The sequence below is a fragment of the Desulfallas thermosapovorans DSM 6562 genome (assembly GCF_008124625.1).
GTDB classification, from domain to species: domain Bacteria; phylum Bacillota; class Desulfotomaculia; order Desulfotomaculales; family Desulfallaceae; genus Sporotomaculum; species Sporotomaculum thermosapovorans.
In genome coordinates this window covers 134,231-154,177 of sequence record NZ_VNHM01000003.1, presented here as the reverse complement: position 1 = coordinate 154,177, position 19,947 = coordinate 134,231, and the positions used below count along the sequence as shown (strand labels likewise).

Below are 19,947 nucleotides of genomic sequence, written 5' to 3'. Positions count from 1 at the left end.
ATTAAATTTTCTAAAGGGTATGTAAATTGGCAGGGATTTTTATCTATTTGTAGAAAGATTTATGATAAACACTGGCATAAATGGTTAACCGGAAGGTGGTGATTTTATGAACGTTACCGATGTTCGGGTGCGCAAAGTGTTAACCGAAGGAAAAATGAAAGCTATTGTTTCGGTAACATTGGATGATATGTTTGTCATCCACGATGTCAAAGTGGTGGAAGGACAAAATGGGTTGTTTGTGGCCATGCCCAGCCGTAAAACACCCGGTGGTGAATTTAGAGATATAGCTCACCCCATCAATACCTTTGCCCGGGAAATAATCCAAGACGCGGTACTTAAAGCCTATAGCGAGGCGATATAATTTACTTGGAGCTATAAAATAATAAAAAGAGAGCATTGCTCTCTTTTTTAGTTTGGTGCGCACGGTTCGGCCAAAAATTTGTCATTGAGAAAGGGAAAAGCAATTTTTTGTTGAATTAAAACAGCGTGCGCCATAATATATGTAATGATAATTTAACCAACGGGAGGTTTTCTGCCACATGGGATTAGCGGCGGTAATACTGGCGGCGGGTAAGGGAACCCGGATGAAATCGAGCTTACCCAAAGTGCTGCACCGGGTATGCGGGCGGACCATGTTGGAGCATGTGCTGCTGGCGGTGCAACAAACCGGTGCCCAAAAAACTGTTTTGGTGGTGGGGCACCAGGGTGAGCTGGTGGCGGAGTCGGTCCGTGATAAAACGGAAACGGTCTACCAGGCCGAGCAATTGGGTACGGCCCACGCGTTGCTGCAATGCCGCCAGGTCCTTAAAGGATTTGACGGTGATATACTGGTAGTATGTGGAGACACGCCGCTCTTGAAGTCCCAAACCCTTTTACAATTACAAGCCGAGCATAGCCGCTGTGGATTCGCCGCCACTGTGCTGACAGCAGTTTTACCGGATCCCACCGGGTATGGCCGGATTATTCGCAACACCACCGGCGGTATTATGAAAATTGTGGAGCAAAAGGACGCCACCCCCGGTGAACTGGCTGTGACGGAGATCAATACAGGGGTATATTGCTTCAAAGCCGGGGGGTTGTTTGAGGCACTGTCGGAAATTCGCCCTGATAATGCCCAGGGAGAATACTATCTCACCGATATCATTGAGTATTATATTGCCCGGGGCAAACCCGTGGGTGCTGTTATCGCCGGTGACGCCTCGGAGGTTACAGGTATAAATGACCGGTGCCAGCTGGCCCTGGTGGAAAGTGTTTTACGCCGGCGCATTTTGGATAGGCTGATGATGTCGGGGGTAACAATTGTTGATCCCGCATCAACCTTCATTGACGATACTGTACATATTGGAGCGGATTCAATCATTTACCCGTTCACCTTCATTGAAGGAAAATCGAAAATTGGCGAGAATTGTGTTATAGGGCCTTCATCCCGGTTGATTGATGTAACCCTGGGGTGCCGGGTCAAGGTGCAAAATTCGGTAATTTCCGAAAGCCGGGTGGAAGATGGGTGCAACATTGGTCCCTTTGCCTATATCCGCCCGAATTGCGTGCTGGAAAAAAATGCCAAGGTGGGTGACTTTGTGGAATTGAAGAATACCCACCTGGGTGAAGGCAGTAAGGTGCCGCATCTGAGCTATGTCGGGGATGCCGAAGTGGGGCCGAAGACAAACATCGGCGCCGGCACCATTACCTGTAACTACGACGGTGTAAAGAAATCCCGCACCATCATTGGTGCCGGTGCCTTTATCGGTAGTAACACCAACCTGGTGGCTCCGGTGGAAGTTGGTGACGGGGCTGTAACCGGAGCGGGTTCCACCATCACCAGGGATGTGCCGCCCGGCGCGCTGGGCGTGGCCAGGGACAGGCAGAAAAACATTGAAGGCTGGGCCCAAAGAAAAAAAGCAACTGTAAAAGAGTGACCAATAATTTTTTGGAGGTACGCGCAAGATGTCATCCCGACAACGGCTGAAAATATTTACAGGAAACGCCAATGCCGCCCTGGCGGAGGAAATTGCCCATTATTTAGGCGTTTCCGTGGGAGCCGCCAAGGTTACCCGCTTTAGTGACGGGGAGATACAGGTCAAAATAAATGAAAGTGTGCGGGGCGCGGATGTTTTTATTATTCAACCCACCTGTGAACCGGTAAACGAGCATTTGATGGAACTGCTGGTGATGGTGGACGCCGTGCGTCGGGCGTCGGCCCGCAGAATTACAGCGGTAACCCCCTATTACGGGTATGCCCGGCAGGATCGCAAAGCCAGGGCCCGGGACCCCATCACCGCCAAGCTGGTGGCTAATTTAATTACCGCCAGCGGTGCCCGCCGGGTTATTACCATGGATTTACACGCCGGGCAGATCCAGGGTTTTTTTGATATACCGGTGGACCACCTGCCCGGCGTGCCGCTATTGGCCCAGTATTTTATGCAGCGGAAAGTAGATAATGTGGTGGTGGTGAGTCCGGATTTGGGCGGCGTGCAGCGGGCCCGTGATTTGGCGGAGAGAATTGGTGCCCCCATCGCCATTATTGATAAGAGACGCCCGGAACCCAATGTGGCGGAAATTATGAATATTATCGGTGATATTAGCGGTAAAAATGTCATTATGATTGATGATATCATAGATACGGCCGGTACCATCACCCAGGCGGCAGCCGCCCTTAAAAAATGGGGGGCCGGGGATATTTTTGTTTGCTGCACCCACCCCGTGCTCAGCGGCCCCGCAGTGGAACGACTGGCCGGTGCGCCCATTCGGGAAGTGCTGGTGACCAATACCATTCCTCTGCCCGAGAGTAAAGTGATCGATAAGATTAAAATACTTTCGGTGGCACCCCTTTTGGGAGAAGCCATTATCCGCATTCATGAAGATTTGTCGGTAAGTAAACTTTTCGACTAAAACAAGCCCCGCTGAGGCGGGGCGTTTCCACTTTTACTTATGGATTATGGGCCGGCCTGCGGAGGCTCTCTTATGCGGCCGCTTAATCAATGCGGGGCTTGTTTTCCGGTGTTGCCTGCCCTTCCGGTGGCTTTTGCCCCAATGGCTCCGTTTGCTCACCGGACCGGGGTATTGATTCCTTTACCGGAGGTTTCGGGGTTTCGTTTTCTTTTTTACTGCGTTTTATTCTGGTGATGGAGTTGTTCACGTTGGAGCCCAGTTCCCGGGTTTTTTGTAAAGTTGACTCCCACAGGTGACTGGTGGAATCCTTTACGCTGCGCAATCTTTCCTGCAGACCCCCGTCAAGTTTGACTGCTTCTTCCGGGGACTTATCGGAGCAAACCACCATATCCTTCCCGATGGTAAGGACATGATTTATATCTAAAAAGGCTTTGCCGCTAAACAGGCCATTTATAAAACTGCCGCTGAATTCCAGGCCGATCATTTCACCCGAAGCAAGGTTGACATAGTAATCATCAGCCTCGCCAAGCACAGTGCCGCTCTCGGTTACCATGCGGGCACCGCTTATTTTGACTTTGTTTTTGGCCAGGCTGATTATTTCCGGCAGGTTACCGCCCTTTTGTACCATAGTGCCGTGTTTTATCGTGACTGCGTCTTCACCGACACTATGTACATTGCTGTAGGGGATAAACTTCTGATCGTTAAACCATCCCTTTTGTTCTATGATCAGGGCGGCCACCCTTTTTAACCCGGGATCAACCACCAGCCCTTTAACGGTGCCGATTTGCCGGCCTTCTTCCAGGCTTATTACCGGCATGGAAATAAATTGTTTACTTTTGCGCAATATTAACACACCCCCTGTGCGCCTTTCAATATTCTACTTAATGTTATGTTGCTGGCGGGCATGATATAACCTTTAAAAGGGAATATTATCCTTAAGGGGGTTTAAAAATGTCAAATGTTAATTTGCAAGTTAACGTAAGGCAGCGAAAGGGTAAAAGCTATCGTAAAGAACTGGCCCGCCGGGGCATGATACCCGGTGTGGTTTATGGCAAAGCGGTGGGTAGTATCCCGGTGGAAGTGGAATTAAAGCCGCTGCAAAAAATTTTATCCAGCAATCCCAATGCGATTATTGACTTGACCATCAAGGGGTCGGGGCTGGAGAAAGAAAAGCAGTACAAAGTGTTAATCAAGGACGCGCAGTACGGTATCATTCAGCATGATTTGATCAGTGTGGACCTGCACCAGATTTCCCTTGATAATAAAATTGATATGACGGTACCGCTTAAATTCACCGGTGAGGTTGGCGATGGTATTGCACAATTTGCCCTGCGGGAATTGCAAGTATCCTGTTTGCCTGTTGATATTCCCAAAGAAATTACCGTTAACATAGAGGGTTTGTCGGTGGGGGATACCATAGCCGTGCGGGATATCGCCGTTCCGGACAAGGTGGAAGTTTTGGACGAGCCTGGCGCTACAGTGTTAACAGTGGTTGCCCAGGGAGTCGAGGAATCACCGGATATTGAAGCCGAGGCCGGGGAGGGTGAGGCCGGCACGGCCGGGGATGAAACACCGGCCTAAAAAGATGCACAATTGCCCCTGGTATTGCATATTTTGGGATATGCAATGTATTAGGAGGCGATAATGATGGCTGATACACAAGGAGCCGGGTATCCTCCCGGTGGGTATTCGCCCGGGTATCCGCCCGGCGGCGGGATGGGGGGATCCTACAGCCCCGGGCATGGTATGACCCTGATGGAACGATTGCACAAATCGGTGGGAAGGAACGTTACCGCCTATGTGGGCGATGCTTCCACCCCGGTGACGGGTATGCTGCATGGTGTGGGTTCCAATTACATTGAGGTGCACCGGACAGTTAATAATACCAACGATTCTGTGTTAATACCCATGCATGCCTTAACAGCTGTTTCCGTTCCCAGGTAAACAATCCTATACAGCTATTCCTGGTACCCTCTCTTTTTTAGGAGAGGGTTATTTGTGTGTACAGTTTCAAAAGAGTTGTTGTTATAAACTTGAAATAATTTATAATAGCGGGTAACAGCAGTTATAACACTTTTGTTCCGCGGGTGTCCAAAGCGGTATCATGTTAAAGGATATGCCTGACATGGGGGGATTAATAACATGAAATACAAAAACCCTTATTATAGGAAAAGACGAAACACCTTTCCGCTGGAAGTTTCCTGTGGAAATTGTAAAACACCCGTGGTGATATATGCCAAAGGGAGCAAGGGGAACTTAATAAAGCTGCAGTTGCCCAGAATCATAGCATCTGAAGTAAATCTTGAAGAAAACGAGGGTAATTTATTCTGTTCCAATTGCCGGGAAGAGCTGGCCAGGAAAGGTACTTATGATAATAATGTAACTTATTGGATTATCAGGGGAAAGGTCAATAGCAAAAGATTAAATAATTATTAAGCCCTTTACCTATACATGGAGGGAGGCTTGCGTTAGCCTATTGGGGCGGAAGGCCAACGCCATAGGCGTGGCCTCCCAGCCAGGATTTCCGGTGGTGGATACCAGGACCGGGAATTTTTCCAATAGATTATAATCAAACATCAAAAAACCTCTTTCATATCAATGATAAAATTTTCAAAAATTCCGACCCTTATTTCACTATCCTTGACGCTTACATTTAAAATGAACCCCCCGCTCACACCCAGGGGGGCTTTCACTTTTTTTATGTTTAAGTGTACAATTATTCCATAGGTATTTGTCAACTTAAAGGAGAATGCTAATATGGGATTCATTAGTAAACTAACCCGATACGGATCTAAGTTAATACAAATTCTATGGCAAAGGGAGATTTGATTGTATGCGCGCAGTTGTGCAGAGGGTAACCAGAGCTCAAGTTCTTATCGATGGACAAGTTATATCGAAGATATCCAGGGGATTACTGGTGCTTGTTGGTATTGGAATCGATGATACCAATAGCGCAGCGGATTACCTGGCCCAAAAAATTGTAGATTTAAGGATTTTTGAAGATTCCGCCGGCAAAATGAATTTGTCCCTTAAAGATATAAACGGTCAGTTGCTGGTTGTATCGCAATTCACGTTATATGGAGATTGCAGGAAAGGGAAGAGGCCATCCTTTTCAAGTGCCGCCAGGCCGGAAACAGCCAGTGAAATTTACAATTATTTAATAGACAAGTTTCACAAATTAGGTGTTTCCAAAGTGCAAACCGGTGTTTTTGCCGCCCATATGGAGGTGGAACTGGTAAACGATGGTCCCGTTACTATTCTGCTGGATAGCGATAAAAAATTTTAATCCGAAAGTAGCTTTTGTTCAATTTTATCCTGGTAAAACTGCAGTGCTGGGGTTGCGCCCCGTTTTTCCATCAACAGGTTGAACCTGAGCATTTTTTCGTTTAATTTTTTTCGCAAGGCGGTTTTCTCTTCATCACGGTAGCAGCAATTAACCAATCTTTGTAGCGTTACAATTTCCTTGGCCAGCTCCATCTCGGGTGGTAGCGCTCCGTAGTTTTTCAAAATAATGTAAGACGCCCGCAATTCTTCGGGCACGCCGGAAAGGTCCTCCACTTTCAGGGGTTTTCCCCGGCCGGAAAGATTATCAAAATCGCCCTTCTTGATGGCCTCGCGGATTTTATTTTCGGCAATTACCGCCACAATATCCACCCGTTATTCCCCTCCCGGTATAGATTATTAAATATATAACATATTTTAAATGACACTGATAATACGGTAAAGTGTACTTCAGGTTTTTGATTACTTGCCCAGTGAACTCCCGTTTTACGTGGCGGGAGTGATTTTTTGCATGAAGTAATGGCGAAATTAAAGTTCGCAAATCCATTATATAACGGGTGGTCGTGGTATATTTATATATAAATTAATTACGGCATATCGAGGCAAAATTTTAAAGCGGAGGTAATGCATTTTGAAACTGGTGGTGGGTTTAGGTAACCCGGGACCCAGGTACGCGCTGACCAGGCACAATGCCGGTTTTATGGCGGTGGACCGGCTGGCGAAGCGGCTGGAAACGCCGGTGGACCGTATTTTTTTCAACTCCCTGGTGGGACAAGGGGTTTTGGCGGGGGAGAAAATTATCCTGGCCAAGCCCCAGACTTATATGAATTTAAGCGGGCAGGCGGTGGTTGCGCTGCTGAACTGGTACAAACTGGCCCCTGCCGATTTGATAGTTATTTACGATGATTTGGACCTGCCCCCCGGCCGGCTGCGCATTCGGGATCGGGGCAGCGCCGGCGGGCACCGGGGGATGGCTTCAATCATTAGCCTCTTGGGAACCGGAGATTTTATCCGGGTGCGCATCGGCATCGGGCGTCCTCCGGTGCCCGGCCCAGAGGTGGCGGACTGGGTGCTGGCCCGCCCCGCCCCGGAGGATATGGAGGCCATCTGCCGGGTACTGGAAACCGTGCCCGGGGTGGTGGAGGAGATCGTCCGGGCCGGGGTGGTGTCCGCCATGAACAAGTTCAACGGGTGGAGGTGAACTTTGCTCCGGGTAGCAATTGCAGCGGCCCTGGGTAAGAGCCATGTCTTATAATTATGATGAAATGCTGTCAATAATCAAAACAGAAAAGATTGAAATTAATAAAGTAAGGAATTAAGCTTCGTGTAAGGAAGTGCCGCTATGATTAAGGCAAAGCTAACAAGTAAGGGCCAAATAACAATTTCTGCAGCCATCCGGCGCAAGCTTAACCTGCAACCAGGTGACGAACTTTTATTTGAATTTAACCGGGACGATGAAGCCAAACTGCGGGCAATCAAACGCAAGCCATTGACCTAACTTTACGCGTCTTTACCCGCAAATAGGCCCTTCCGGAATAAGCAACAAATCCGTGAGGAAGTAGCCGCCGGAATTGCCCGACGAATTACAGAGAAAGTGAAAAACAAATAATGATTTCATAAAACTAAATGTCAGCCTGGTTGTACCGCCTGAACCAGCTAAATAACCAGGATGGTATAAGCTTGCCTCCAAAGGTCAATATTATAAGCAGGGGAATCTACTTGTTTGTGCTGGCAGGTTTATTGTCCGCGGTAACGGCCCGCGGGATACTGGGTTTAGCCGGCCGGGACGGAGGCCTTGCCCTGATCGTGCTGGTGGCACCGGTTGCGGAGGAAGTAACTAAAACGGGGCTGGCGCTTCTTTTGGGCGCCGACATATTTTTAACCCACGTGGTGTTTGGCGGTGCCGAGCTGCTGGCGGATTTATCGGGCGGGCGCGGGATCTGGCCGGGGCTTGCGGCACTGGCGCTGCACAGCCTGCTGGGGTTCGTTACCGCCTGGTTTCTGGCCTATGCCGGTGTGGCGGCCGTGGTGCCGGCGGTGATGCTCCACGCAATGTGGAATTATACAGCGGTGCGGATCTGGTAAAGTTTTTGACGGGCAATAAATTCTCCAGGCTATTTGAACACGGTAGGTGAAAAGTATGAAAATTTACCACGTCTGTGAATGCTGCGACCGGTTGTTTAAGGTTACCGAATCAGGCGGGCGGGCCATCGAGGTTGACCTGGACGGCTTGACGGTGGACAATAGCGGGGATATAATGATGGTGGAGCCTGAAAATGGAAGCGGTGTGGCTTCGGGCCTGTGTGATGAGTGCCGCGAAGAGATATATGGTGCTCCAGATGGTTTTTTCTATGCCACAAGAATAAATTAAGCTAGATTTTGGATTAAAGAAAAAGGTAAAAGGGGCTGTTCTAAAAAGTCCGCGCGAGATTCACTGGTGAAATCTCTACGTTGGCTGTTCTTTGTGGTGCCCACTTAAGTGCCGGGTGCTGCCAGGGTTGAAAGATTTTGCTCTTTCAACCCTGGCAGCACCTGACACCTAAGAATACTTCTACTCCAACAGACTCAAAAATAAAAAGGCCTTACAGCTTTAGCCTGGTGGCGCTAAAGCTTTTTTTGTGATGCCTTTTTACGGCTGGTGATACAATTGCAAGGTTTATTAAAATTAATCAAGGAAACTCCGGAGTGCGTTGCCCTGGTGAGGGGTTTGGCGGCCCACCGAAGCCAGCAGCAAGTGTTCGGGTTAACCGGTTCCCAGCGCAATCTGCTGATGGCGGCCATGGTAACTACCGGTTACCCGGTGGTCCTGGTGGTGACGCCGGGTGAGTTGGAGGCAGGGCGGGTGGTGGATGATTTATCCGCGCTGCTGCCGCAATTGCGGGTGGTGCAATTCCCGGTGCACGAGCAGCTTCCTTACCAGGTGCTGGCCCACGGTATGGAGGTGACGGCCTCCCGGCTAAGGGTGCTGGAGGCCCTGTGTCTGGGCGAGCAGGTGGTGGTGGTGGCCCCGGTGGAGGCACTACTGTCCCGGCTCAGCCCGCCGGGCGTGTTTGCCGGCGCCCGGTTGGAGTTGGCCGTAGGTATGCGGCAGGAAATTGGGGAACTGGTACGCCGCCTGGTAGCCATGGGCTATGAAAGGGTCGACTTGGTGGAAAGGGCCGGGCAGTTCAGCGTACGCGGCGGTATTGCAGATATTTTCCCCATGACCCGGGAGTTGCCTGTACGTTTGGAATTTTTCGATGACGAAGTGGATTCCATCCGCCAGTTTGAAGTCCAGTCACAGCGTTCCGACCAAAAGATCGACCGGCTGGTGGTTTTTCCGGCCCGGGAAACCGTGGCCGGCCGGGAGTTGTGGGCCATGGGATACAGTGCCGTTAAGGCGGAGTACCTGGCCTCGCGGCGCAAATTGGCCAAATCCGGCGATCAAGCGGCCCTGGGCTTTTTGGAAGAGCATTTCGGGCAATTGCTGGATATGCTTAATGGTGAAGTTTATTTTCCCGGGCTGGAACAATTTACCCCTTATTTTTATCCCCGGCCGGTAAGCCTGCTGGATTATCTTCCAGCAGGAACACCCGTATTTATAGACGAGCCGCTGAAGATTAAGGAAGTGGTGCAAAGCATCCAGCGGGAGCGGGCCGAGATTTATGCCGACCTCCTTACCAGGGGTAAGGTGTTGCCCGGGCAAGTAAAATGTTACCTTAACTGGGATGAATTGCATGAGGACATTGCTGAACACGAGGCGGTTTACTTTTCCTTTATGCCCCGCCAGGCCCCCTTTATCCGGCCCCAGAAGATAGTCAATTTCGCGGCCAAGTCCATGCATAGCTTTTTAGGCCATACCGATATACTGGCCGATGAAATACGCCAGTGGCGCCGCAACGGCAACGCCGTGGTGCTTTTGGTGACGGGGCCGGACCGGGGGCGCCACCTGTTGGATGCCCTGCGGGATGAAAAGGTGGACGCCTTTTATTTATCTTCTTTGGATCAGGAGGTTAAACCGGGCCATGTGGTCATTACCCACGGGATATTATCCGGGGGTTTTGAACTGGTCAACGCCCGGTTAGTGGTGATCACCGAGGCTGAAATATTTGGCCAGCGCAAAGTTAGAAAACGGGAGCAACCCCGGGAGGCGGGCAACCGGCTGGAGCCCTTCACCGACCTCAAGGCCGGGGATTACGTGGTCCATGTGAACCACGGTATTGGCCGGTACCTGGGCATTGTGCCGCTGGAAATAGGGGGTATTCGCAAGGAATACCTGCAGGTTAAATATGCCGGTGAAGATAAACTGTACGTACCCACCGACCAGGTTTCGTTGCTGCAAAAATACCTGGGCGCCGAGGCCGATAGCCCGCGACTTTCCAAGCTGGGCGGTGCGGAATGGAACCGGGTGAAAAACCGGGTCCGGGAAGCGGTGCGGGATATGGCCCAGGAATTACTGGCCCTGTATGCTGCCCGGGAAACGGTGCAGGGTTACGCTTTCGGGCCGGATACGGTATGGCAGAAGGAATTTGAGGACGCCTTCCCTTACGAGGAAACGCCCGACCAGCTGCGGGCCATCAGTGAAGTGAAAAGGGATATGGAAAGGCCGCGGCCCATGGACCGGTTGCTTTGCGGCGATGTGGGCTATGGCAAAACAGAGGTGGCGCTGCGGGCGGCCTTTAAGGCGGTGATGGAAAGCAAACAGGTGGCCGTGCTGGTGCCTACCACTATCCTGGCCCAGCAGCATTATAACACCTTCAGGGAACGGTTTGCCGGTTATCCCGTGACAGTGGAGATGCTCAGCCGCTTCCGGACGCCCAAAGAGCAGCGCTTGATTATCCAGGGACTTAAAGAGGGCAGCGTGGATATAGTTATCGGCACCCACAGGCTGGTTCAGGAGGATGTTGTCTTTAAGGACCTGGGTTTACTGGTGGTGGACGAAGAACAACGTTTTGGTGTGGCACACAAGGAAAAGTTGAAAAAATTACGTACCAGCGTAGATGTTTTGACCCTGACCGCTACGCCCATTCCCCGTACGCTGCACATGTCGCTGGTGGGGGTGCGGGATACCAGCCTGCTGGAGACGCCGCCGGAAAACCGGTTTCCGGTGCAGACCTATGTGCTGGAGGAAGATCCGCTGTTGATTCGGGAGGCCATTCGCCGGGAACTGGGCCGGGGGGGGCAGGTTTATTATGTACACAACCGGGTGGCCGACCTGGATAACGTTGCCTCGTGGGTTAAAGGACTGGTACCCGAGGCCCGCATTGTTACAGCCCACGGGCAAATGCGGGAAGAAGAGCTGGAACAGATCATGCTGGACTTTATTGACCGGGAATATGATGTACTGGTGTGCACTACCATTATCGAAAGCGGCTTGGATATTTCAAATGTCAATACGTTAATTATAAAAGAAGCTAACAACTTTGGCCTGGCCCAGCTTTACCAGTTACGGGGCCGGGTAGGCCGCGCCAACCGGTTGGCCTATGCGTATCTTACCTTCCGTAAGGACAGGGTGCTCAATGAAGTGGCCGAAAAAAGATTGGCGGCCATCAGGGAGTTTACCGAATTTGGTTCGGGTTATAAAATTGCCATGCGCGACCTGGAAATCAGGGGTGCCGGCAACTTGCTGGGGGCGGAACAGCATGGCCATATCGCAGCGGTGGGCTTTGATATGTACTGCCGGCTATTGGAGGAGGCGGTACGGGAAGCCCGGGGACAACAGGAGGAAAAACCCGTGGACACCGTGGTGGAATTACCCGTGGAGGCGTATATACCAAACCAGTATATCGCCGACGCCAATCAAAAGGTGGAAATATACCGGCGCATTGCCTCACTGCAAAGTACCGGCGGCATTGCTGATTTGGAAGAGGAATTGGTGGATCGTTTCGGTGATTTACCGCAGGCGGTGCAAAACCTGTTAAGGGTATCCCGAATCAGGATTATGGCCGGGCATTTAAAAATAAAGTCAGTGAATAAACAACAGGGTTTTTACCGGTTGACCTTCGCCCCGGGACATACCCTTACCGGTGAAAAACTGGTACAACTGGGCGAACACTATCGTAATAAGGTAAAATTCAGCCATGCCGACGGTGATTTTGAAATCCGTTATAAAGTACGGGAGGCCGGGCGCCTGCCTGCAGAGCAGATGGATGAACTGGAAAGGTTTTTGAAAAATTTGGCGGGTAAAACGCACACTTTTTAAAAATATGGCGGGCATGCTAAAGAATGCCCTGTATCCTTTTACTTGGTCCAAAATAGCCTGCAGGTTATTATGAGGGCCTGGCTATTGTCCGGTACGTTTCTTTACTATATAATTAAATGAGTTGACACCGCCTTTTTTAAGGGCGGTCTATTATTAGGGAGGAGATAACTTTTGCGTAGAAATACCATAATTCTTTTAAGTTTAACGCTTTCACTGGCGCTTGTTTTTCTCGGAGGCTGCGGCAGCAATGTGGTGGCTACTGTGAACGGTGAAAATATTACATCCCAGGAACTGGACGAAGCGGTAGCCACCCAAATGGACACTCTGGCCCAACAAGGTTTCGTGCTGGAGGGTGAACAGGCCAGGGAAATGGAAAAGATGTTGCAGCAGGACGTGTTAAACCAGTTAATCGACCAGCGCTTAGTGCTGGCGGAAGTGGAACGTTTGGGGCTTATGCCCACGGATAAAGAGGTGCAGGAAGAAATTGCCACTCTTAAGGAGCAACTGGACAGCGAAGGGGAGTTTAAGAAATTTTTGGCGGCCTATGGGATAAACGAACCCAAGCTGGGAGATTTTATGAAGGAGCAGCTGGCTGTTAATAAACTGTATGAAAAAATAAGTTCCGAGGTGCCCCAGCCCACCGAGACCGAAATAAGTGATTATTATGCTAAAAACAGTGCCCAGTATACTGACCCGGAGCAGCGGCAGGTCAGCCATATCTTAATCGGTGTGGGCGATTATTCCAATGGTAAAAACCGCAGCGAAATGGATGCCAAGGTGCTGGCGCTGCAGATTGTGGATAAGGTGGCCTCAGGTGCCGACTTTGCCCAATTGGCCAGGGAGTACAGTGATGACCTGGGCAGTAAGGATAACGGCGGCCAATATCCCGCCTTTAGCAAAGGGAGTGGCTTTGCCGAAGAATTTGAAAATGCCGCCTTTGCCCTGCAGGAGGGTAAATATACAGTGGAGCCCGTCAAGACTACCTTTGGTTATCACATTATTCGTCTGGACAAACTTATTCCCGCGAAAACTTATACCCTGGACGAAGTTAAGGATCAAATTATCACCAGCCTGCGTAATGAGCGGGTCAACCAAAAAGTAGCGGAATATATGCAGGAACTGCGGGATAATGCTGATATAGTAAACAAGCTGGCGGAGCAGCCTGCGGAGCAACAATCCGGTACTGAGCCGGAAAATCAATCGACAAAAAAATAGACATTACCTGGTAAGGTGAAAATAATTTTACTTTGGATTGGAAAAAAATGAATAAATGCCGTCCTCCGGTTATATACTAACATAGAAAGTTTTATCGTGATCATCCACTGGTAAAGGAGGGAAGGGCGGCCCATGAAGGCAACGGGTATAGTGCGTCGTATTGATGATCTTGGCAGGGTGGTTATACCTAAAGAGATAAGGCGAACATTAAGAATCCGCGAAGGCGATCCGTTGGAAATATTTGTTGATCGGGAAGGCGAAGTAATTTTAAAGAAATATTCGCCAATAGGTGAACTGGGTGATTTTGCCAAGGAATATGCGGATTCATTGTATGAGGCGCTGGGACACATATCCTTAATTGCTGACCGGGATGCCATTATTGCTGTTTCCGGAGCACCAAAAAAGGAATTTTTAAATAAACCGATAGCAAGTGCCGTAGAAAAGGTGATGGAAGAACGCAAAGCTGTGGTTATCAATAACCAGGGTGCTGATCCGCACGGTCTGGATGGCATGATCGTGGCGGACGGTGATAACAGGTACACCGAGGTGGTCATCGCACCGATCATTTACGAAGGTGATCCCATTGGTGCGGTAATACTGGCAACACGCGAAACCGGTGTGCATATGGGAGAACTGGAGTTAAAGCTGGCTGAAACCGCGGCAGGCTTTCTGGCCAAACAAATGGAGCAATAACGGCCCAAGTTGGGGGCCGTTTTTTTTTTCCCGGGGGAGAGGATTTACGATAATGCGTGCATAATTGGTAAGAATAGCAGTAAGGTTATCACATGTTACGGGGGGTTTTAGGTATTGACAGCCAAAATAACTTTGGTGGGGCTTGGCCCCGGCAGCCGGGACGCCCTGCCCGCGGTTAACCTGGAGATTCTCAAGGGCGCGGCGCGTCTTTTTTTGCGCACCGAGGTGCACCCCGTGGTTGACTGGCTTAAAGAGCAGCAAATTGCCTTTAGTTCATTCGACAGTTACTATGAGCAGGGGGACAGTTTTGATGAAGTTTACCGGCAAATTGCCGAAGATGTGCTGACGGCTGCCGCTCAGGGACCGGTGGTATACGCTGTGCCCGGCCACCCGCTGGTGGCGGAAACAACGGTTGATATGATCATAAGCCGGGCCCGAAAACAGGGTATAGATATTGATCTGGTACCGGCCATGAGTTTTTTGGATGAGCTTTATGCGGCTTTGCAGGTGGACCCCATTCAGGGGATACAAATCGTTGACGGGTTGCAATTGGACGAGCACCAGCTCAGCCCGACCCTGGCAGTGGTGGTGGTGCAAGTCTATAACCGCCTGGTGGCGGCAGATGTAAAACTATCCTTAATGGAGGTATATCCTCCGGAGCACCCGGCGGTGGTGGTGCGGGCAGCGGGCGTGCCCGGCCGGCAGAGAATTGAAAATGTACAGTTGTATGAGATAGACCGCCTGGACTGGCTGGATCATCTAACCAGTTTATATATACCGGGGTACAGCAAGGCTGCCAAGGTAACGTCCCGGTTTCCCCTGGACCCGCTGGTGGACATTATGGGCCAATTGCGAGGAGAGCAGGGCTGTCCCTGGGACCGGGAACAGGACCACCATACCCTGACCACATACCTGCTGGAAGAAACATATGAGGTGCTGGAAGCTATCCAACAGGAAAACATGTATAATATTTGTGAAGAATTGGGAGACTTATTATTACAAATAGTATTCCATGCCCAAATAGCACGGGAAAACGGTTTTTTTGACATCAACGACGTAATAGATAGTATTTGCCAAAAAATGATTCGTCGTCACCCGCACGTTTTTGGGAATATACATGTTAATAACAGTGATGAAGTGCTGGTCAATTGGGACAAAATCAAACAGGGCGAAAAGGAGTGTGGTGCGGAAAAAAGGAAGTCGGTATTGGATGGGGTTCCCCGTGGGTTACCGGCTCTGTTGCGCGCTTATAAAATACAGGCCAAAGCCGCCCGGGTCGGTTTTGACTGGCCCGATTACCAGGGGGCGCTGGATAAAGTTGATGAGGAATTGGTTGAATGGAAGGAAGCTCTGGCCGGCGGGCAAAGGGAAAAAATTGAGCTGGAAGCCGGCGACATGCTTTTTGCGGTGGTAAATGCCGCCAGGTTATCGGGCGTTGACCCCGAGGCGGCCCTAACAGCCACTGTGGATAAGTTTATACGCAGGTTTTCTTTTATAGAAAAGGAAGCCGCTTCGAAGGGGACCACTCTTGCCCGGATGTCCCTGGCCGAGATGGACCAGTTGTGGGAAAAGGCCAAAAATAGTGAAAAATGAGGTAAAAAATGTGGTAATAATCAATTACAAAGCAGGAACCTGTTGGATAAACAGCGAATACGAATAGCTTAGTAAGTAATTATGTTATAATCACGTTACATTTCTGAGGGGGGTATTTATGAATAAGGCAGAGCTGATTGCCAATGTGGCCGAGAAGTCCGAATTAACCAAAAAGGACGCCGAAAAGGCCGTAAGTGCGGTACTGGCAAGCATTGAGGAGGCACTGGCCAATGGCGACAAGGTCCAGTTGGTTGGTTTCGGTACTTTTGAAATCAGGGAAAGGGCTGCCCGCAAAGGCCGTAACCCGCAAACAGGCGAGGAAATCAATATTGCCGCCGCCCGTGTTCCGGTATTTAAAGCGGGCAAAGCCTTACGGGAAACCGTTTCTTCGTAAAAGACTTGTTTCTTTATAAATACCAGTGGAACCGAGTGGTTTAAACATTGAGACTGGATAAATTTTTAAAAGTTTCCCGGATTATTAAACGGCGTACCCTGGCCAAGGAAGCTTGCGACCGGCAGCAGGTCAAGATCAATGGCCGTGTGGCTAAAGCCGGAACAGAAGTTCAGCCTGGCGATATATTGGAACTTTCCTTCGGACAACGCCGTTTAAAAATTAAAATTACCGCGGTGCAGGAGACTGTACCCGCCAAGCAGGCGGCGGGTTTGTATACAGTTCTGGAAGACAAACGTCTGGAAGACAGTTGAAAAATCATTGCAACAAAGGTCCTAAAGGGGCCTTTCTTTTATTTTAATTTGTATAGCTTGTTAAAACGGTCTAAATAATACTATTAGTGAGTATAATAGTTATATTTATTGTATACAGCCCCTTAATGGCTAATATGGGATTTGCCCGTACGTGGTAATATTTACAGTAAATGGCAAACAAGTTAAAGGGGTGTTGCAATGATGTGGATGGAACAGTTGCTGGATAAATTGGTAAATGCCTGGGGGTTGTTGCCCTGTCGCGGGGTCTGGTGCAAGCTCAGGCAGTCCGGCTGGCAGATTTGCCCGGATGGCACTTTGCAGGCGGTTTTCAGCGGGTCACATGCACCGGTGCTGTCCATTACGGGTTATGCGGGTATAGTGGAACAGTCCTTTGCCGGGGGTTTAAGGCCCGGGGGCGCGGGCAGGTTGACGGGAGTACTGCATTACTTCACCAGGGGGCCCGATAAACAAAATTAACCAGCGCATATTTTAATATCATCCCACAAAAGATAATAAAAAATCGGGAGGGATGATATTGCGCCTAATTAAAATAGCGCTGGTGGCCCTAGTTATAGCAGGGCTGATATGGGGCTGCGCCAGAGCACCGCAGCGTAAACCGGATGAGCCGGTCCCGGGTGCTCCTAAAGAGGAGCCTACCATTAGTCTTTACATTAAAGAGCGGGACATCAAGAAGAATATTAAACTTGAAGAATACCTGGCCGGAGTCGTGGCGGCTGAAATGGAGCCCACCTGGCCGGAAAATGCCCTGGCCGCCCAGGCGATATTGGCCCGCACCTTCACCATGGAAAATATTCAGGCCGGGCGGGTAAGAAAACTGCATGGTACGGACGCGTCCACCGACATAGAGGAGTTCCAGGCTTATGATCCTTCACGAATAAACGATAAAGTACTCCGGGCCGTAGCTTCCACCAGGGGTCAGGTAATTACCTATCGCGGCGATTATGTGAAAGGATGGTTCTCGGCATGTGACGGAGGGATTTCCGCCACGGCGGAAGAGGGGCTGGCCTATACAAAGGAGCCCACACCGTATATTAAAGCCGGAGCGCGGGATGGCTGCCTTGAGGTTACTGTGCCGGAAAATCGCCATTGGAGTGTGACCATACCCCTGGAGCAAGTGCGGGCGGCAGTAAGGGAAATCAGTGGTCAGGATCCGGGTAATATTAATACCGTGGAAATTGTGGAAAGGGGGCCTTCGGGACGAGCCACCAGAATACAGGTTGGTTCTGCCACGGTGGGCGGCCCGGATTTGAGACTGGCTTTGGGCAGTGACAAAGTACGGTCAACATTAATCTCCAGTGCCCGGATAGAAGGATATAATTTAGTACTGGAAGGTAAGGGATTCGGGCACGGAGTTGGGTTGTGCCAGTGGGGGGCGAATAAAATGGCTTCGGAAGGAAAGAGCCCCCAGGAGATTATTAAATTTTATTACCAGGATGTCGACATACAAAAGCTATGGGATTAAAAAGGATGATCCGTCTTTAACGGGTCATCCTTTTTTTGCATAATGCTGAATTACCGGCATAGATATAGAACGAAGGGTTTACCCGTGCCCACGGAGGTGAAACAATATGGAGTTTAAACAGGACTTCAATAACCGGATAGTCCTCACCGACCGCAAACATTTACTGGTGGACGGGGTGGAGCATGTAGGCAATTTTAACGAAAAGGAAATCAGCCTGGTCACCAACATGGGGATGCTTGTACTGCGGGGTGAAGGGCTGCATATCACCCAGTTAAATTTAGAAAGCGGTAATTTGGCGGTGGAAGGAAGAATTAACACTATGGAGTTCACGGAACATAAAGGCACCGGTGGTTTCAGGGGCAAGGGCATGCTGAACAGGATTTTCAAGTAAATTTAATATTTTTGTTCGGCTTTTCGGGTTGTCCGGGCTGAAAATCGGAGGTATATACTTTGGCGGAGCCGGTAACCAGTCAGTTCATGGTATTTTTGTGCACGGTTTTGACCGGGGCGCTGGCCGGGTTTTTATATGATGTTTATGCCGGTACCGGTCAAGTTTTGGGGTTGAAAAAAACAGGCACATTTTTCGGTGACGTTATCTACTGGCTTTGCGCAACGGTAGTGGTTTATGCCTTGTTATTGCAATACAACCAGGGTGAGGTTCGGTTTTATGTGCTCCTGGGCTTGGGCATGGGTGCGGTCTTTTATTACCGGCTCAGCCGGCGCCGGATGAGAAGGTTGGTGATAAAAACTATTCAGTTGTTGATTTGGCTGGTTAAGTGGATAATAGTAATATTGTTGTTCCCCCTACGTATTATTTATATCATCTTAACCTACCCCTTTAAAATAACCGGCCTGGTACTGGGCAAGGCCGGTGGTATGGCCGGTAAAATGTTGAAGCGCCTGGTACCTGCCCCGGTCAAGGTATTATACCGCCGCTGGAGAAAATGTGGCCTTGGCGTCATCGGTAAACTAAAACGAAAGAAATAGGCCCCGAAAACAGGCTTTGGGGCTTTTAACTTTGGTGCCGGGTATTCTCAAGGTTGAAAGATTAAACCTTCCAACCTTGAGAGCACCCGGAACCTGCGTGAGTATCACCGGAACCGGCTGGCCTGGCAATATTTAGCGCGGACCTTGCGGACAGGCTTTTAAAGGAAATTGAGGGTCTTTTTAAATACTTCCATAATGCGAAATCGATAACTTATATATGGTTTCGGGCTGTCTTCTTCGACCTTTTTATTCACTTCCTCCATATCATGTTCCATGCCTTCTTCACCATGTTCCATGCCTTCTTCATCATGTTCAATGCTTTCTTCCTGTGCAGCCGATGCCACCGGCATGATTAGAGGCGGAGCGGCCTGCTGCAGATCCACGAAACACAGCGGTGGATAAAGTACACACCACCAGTTGGCCCCTTCCCCCGAACCTATGATTACCCGTACTGCCTCGTAGCGTCCCGGAGGTAATGTAAAGGATGCCAGGCGGCTTTCTTCTTGGACGGTGTACTTTTTGGCGGGGAAGTAATAATCTCCCCGCACCACCTGCACCGGATAATCAAATCCCCGGCGCTTTATTTCATCTTCGGCTATGCTGCGGATATTTTCCACATTGGCGTCGGCGACCTGCCTGGCTGTTTCTATATCGGAGGCCTCACTAAAGGCGGGCGCCATTTCCCGGACAATCCGGTCCCTTACCTGGTACTTGAGGTTTTGGTCGTAAAAGGTGTTGCTGTTGGCAATAATGTGCAGCCTGATTAAACCCGCAGGTTTGTTCCTTTGCTGTTCATAAATACAAAACCCGGTACTTGCTAAAAGTAAAAGTGCGGTTAAAAGGATGCCAATTTTTCTGTGCACGAGATCACCTGCTTTTATTAATTGATTGGTAATATTGTTTCCAAATTTTTATAGTA

24 protein-coding genes are annotated in these 19,947 nt (G+C 49.8%); 21 read left to right on the top strand and 3 right to left on the bottom strand.

Annotated elements, in window-relative coordinates; translation table 11 throughout:
* The first annotated feature begins 106 nt into the window (after positions 1–106).
* The 3 genes from spoVG to LX24_RS03905 all read left to right on the top strand — a co-directional run bounded on the left by spoVG (position 107) and on the right by LX24_RS03905 (position 2,889).
* Positions 107–361, top strand: a complete 255-nt coding sequence (gene spoVG / locus LX24_RS03915; RefSeq protein ID WP_166510836.1) for a septation regulator SpoVG — start codon at positions 107–109, stop codon at positions 359–361.
* A 178-nt stretch (positions 362–539) separates the two neighbouring features.
* Entirely contained in the window at positions 540–1,916 is a 1,377-nt protein-coding gene (glmU, locus tag LX24_RS03910; RefSeq protein WP_166510835.1) for a bifunctional UDP-N-acetylglucosamine diphosphorylase/glucosamine-1-phosphate N-acetyltransferase GlmU, read from the top strand.
* 28 nt (positions 1,917–1,944) lie between these two features.
* Positions 1,945–2,889: a ribose-phosphate diphosphokinase gene (locus LX24_RS03905; protein WP_166510834.1), complete on the top strand. Its 945-nt coding sequence runs from the start codon at positions 1,945–1,947 to the stop codon at positions 2,887–2,889.
* 82 nt (positions 2,890–2,971) lie between these two features.
* Here LX24_RS03905 and LX24_RS03900 read toward each other — a convergent pair whose 3' ends face one another.
* Complete coding sequence (locus LX24_RS03900; protein ID WP_166510833.1) at positions 2,972–3,733, bottom strand: PRC-barrel domain-containing protein; 762 nt, start codon at positions 3,731–3,733, stop codon at positions 2,972–2,974.
* Positions 3,734–3,840: 107 nt separating this feature from the next.
* Here LX24_RS03900 and LX24_RS03895 point away from each other — a divergent pair, with 107 nt between their 5' ends.
* From LX24_RS03895 to dtd, 4 genes are all read left to right on the top strand, one after another.
* Positions 3,841–4,470, top strand: a complete 630-nt coding sequence (locus tag LX24_RS03895) for a 50S ribosomal protein L25 (RefSeq protein ID WP_166510832.1) — start codon at positions 3,841–3,843, stop codon at positions 4,468–4,470.
* Between the two features lie 63 nt (positions 4,471–4,533).
* Complete coding sequence (locus LX24_RS03890; RefSeq protein ID WP_207706524.1) at positions 4,534–4,833, top strand: hypothetical protein; 300 nt, start codon at positions 4,534–4,536, stop codon at positions 4,831–4,833.
* 198 nt (positions 4,834–5,031) lie between these two features.
* Positions 5,032–5,325 carry a hypothetical protein gene (locus LX24_RS03885; protein ID WP_166510830.1) on the top strand — a complete coding sequence of 98 codons (294 nt, stop codon included), beginning with the start codon at positions 5,032–5,034 and terminating at the stop codon, positions 5,323–5,325.
* A gap of 397 nt (positions 5,326–5,722) precedes the next feature.
* Positions 5,723–6,175, top strand: coding sequence for a D-aminoacyl-tRNA deacylase (gene dtd, locus LX24_RS03880; protein WP_166510829.1), 453 nt, complete (start codon positions 5,723–5,725; stop codon positions 6,173–6,175).
* On the opposite strand, the gene LX24_RS03875 is transcribed toward dtd, so the two are convergent.
* Positions 6,172–6,543: a DnaJ family domain-containing protein gene (locus LX24_RS03875; protein WP_166510828.1), complete on the bottom strand. Its 372-nt coding sequence runs from the start codon at positions 6,541–6,543 to the stop codon at positions 6,172–6,174. The two genes, dtd and LX24_RS03875, sit on opposite strands and share 4 nt — an antisense overlap.
* 259 nt (positions 6,544–6,802) lie before the next feature.
* Here LX24_RS03875 and pth point away from each other — a divergent pair, with 259 nt between their 5' ends.
* From pth to yabQ, 14 genes are all read left to right on the top strand, one after another.
* Entirely contained in the window at positions 6,803–7,372 is a 570-nt protein-coding gene (gene pth, locus LX24_RS03870) for an aminoacyl-tRNA hydrolase (RefSeq protein ID WP_166510827.1), read from the top strand.
* A 141-nt stretch (positions 7,373–7,513) separates the two neighbouring features.
* Positions 7,514–7,669, top strand: a complete 156-nt coding sequence (locus LX24_RS14895; RefSeq protein ID WP_166510826.1) for an AbrB/MazE/SpoVT family DNA-binding domain-containing protein — start codon at positions 7,514–7,516, stop codon at positions 7,667–7,669.
* Between the two features lie 221 nt (positions 7,670–7,890).
* Entirely contained in the window at positions 7,891–8,256 is a 366-nt protein-coding gene (locus tag LX24_RS03860) for a hypothetical protein (RefSeq protein WP_166510825.1), read from the top strand.
* A 55-nt stretch (positions 8,257–8,311) separates the two neighbouring features.
* On the top strand, positions 8,312–8,542 hold the full coding sequence (locus tag LX24_RS03855; protein WP_166510824.1) for a hypothetical protein: 231 nt from the start codon (positions 8,312–8,314) through the stop codon (positions 8,540–8,542).
* A gap of 276 nt (positions 8,543–8,818) precedes the next feature.
* The gene (mfd, locus tag LX24_RS03850) at positions 8,819–12,352 is read left to right on the top strand and encodes a transcription-repair coupling factor (protein ID WP_166510823.1); all 3,534 of its coding nucleotides are present in this window, start codon (positions 8,819–8,821) and stop codon (positions 12,350–12,352) included.
* Positions 12,353–12,523: 171 nt separating this feature from the next.
* Positions 12,524–13,567 (top strand): peptidylprolyl isomerase, encoded by a 1,044-nt coding sequence (locus LX24_RS03845; RefSeq protein ID WP_166510822.1) that lies wholly within the window; start codon positions 12,524–12,526, stop codon positions 13,565–13,567.
* 132 nt (positions 13,568–13,699) lie between these two features.
* Positions 13,700–14,260, top strand: coding sequence for a stage V sporulation protein T (spoVT, locus tag LX24_RS03840; RefSeq protein WP_166510821.1), 561 nt, complete (start codon positions 13,700–13,702; stop codon positions 14,258–14,260).
* Positions 14,261–14,374: 114 nt separating this feature from the next.
* Entirely contained in the window at positions 14,375–15,853 is a 1,479-nt protein-coding gene (gene yabN, locus LX24_RS03835; RefSeq protein ID WP_166510820.1) for a bifunctional methyltransferase/pyrophosphohydrolase YabN, read from the top strand.
* 118 nt (positions 15,854–15,971) lie between these two features.
* Positions 15,972–16,247 (top strand): HU family DNA-binding protein, encoded by a 276-nt coding sequence (locus LX24_RS03830; RefSeq protein ID WP_166510819.1) that lies wholly within the window; start codon positions 15,972–15,974, stop codon positions 16,245–16,247.
* A 47-nt stretch (positions 16,248–16,294) separates the two neighbouring features.
* Entirely contained in the window at positions 16,295–16,558 is a 264-nt protein-coding gene (locus tag LX24_RS03825; RefSeq protein WP_166510818.1) for an RNA-binding S4 domain-containing protein, read from the top strand.
* A 198-nt stretch (positions 16,559–16,756) separates the two neighbouring features.
* The gene (locus LX24_RS03820; RefSeq protein WP_166510817.1) at positions 16,757–17,035 is read left to right on the top strand and encodes a hypothetical protein; all 279 of its coding nucleotides are present in this window, start codon (positions 16,757–16,759) and stop codon (positions 17,033–17,035) included.
* Positions 17,036–17,087: 52 nt separating this feature from the next.
* Entirely contained in the window at positions 17,088–18,041 is a 954-nt protein-coding gene (locus tag LX24_RS03815; protein WP_166510816.1) for a SpoIID/LytB domain-containing protein, read from the top strand.
* Between the two features lie 106 nt (positions 18,042–18,147).
* Entirely contained in the window at positions 18,148–18,432 is a 285-nt protein-coding gene (gene yabP, locus LX24_RS03810) for a sporulation protein YabP (RefSeq protein ID WP_166510815.1), read from the top strand.
* A 59-nt stretch (positions 18,433–18,491) separates the two neighbouring features.
* Positions 18,492–19,028: a spore cortex biosynthesis protein YabQ gene (gene yabQ / locus LX24_RS03805; RefSeq protein WP_166510814.1), complete on the top strand. Its 537-nt coding sequence runs from the start codon at positions 18,492–18,494 to the stop codon at positions 19,026–19,028.
* A gap of 158 nt (positions 19,029–19,186) precedes the next feature.
* Here yabQ and LX24_RS03800 read toward each other — a convergent pair whose 3' ends face one another.
* The gene (locus LX24_RS03800) at positions 19,187–19,891 is read right to left on the bottom strand and encodes a stage II sporulation protein R (protein WP_166510813.1); all 705 of its coding nucleotides are present in this window, start codon (positions 19,889–19,891) and stop codon (positions 19,187–19,189) included.
* Positions 19,892–19,947: the final 56 nt, after the last annotated feature.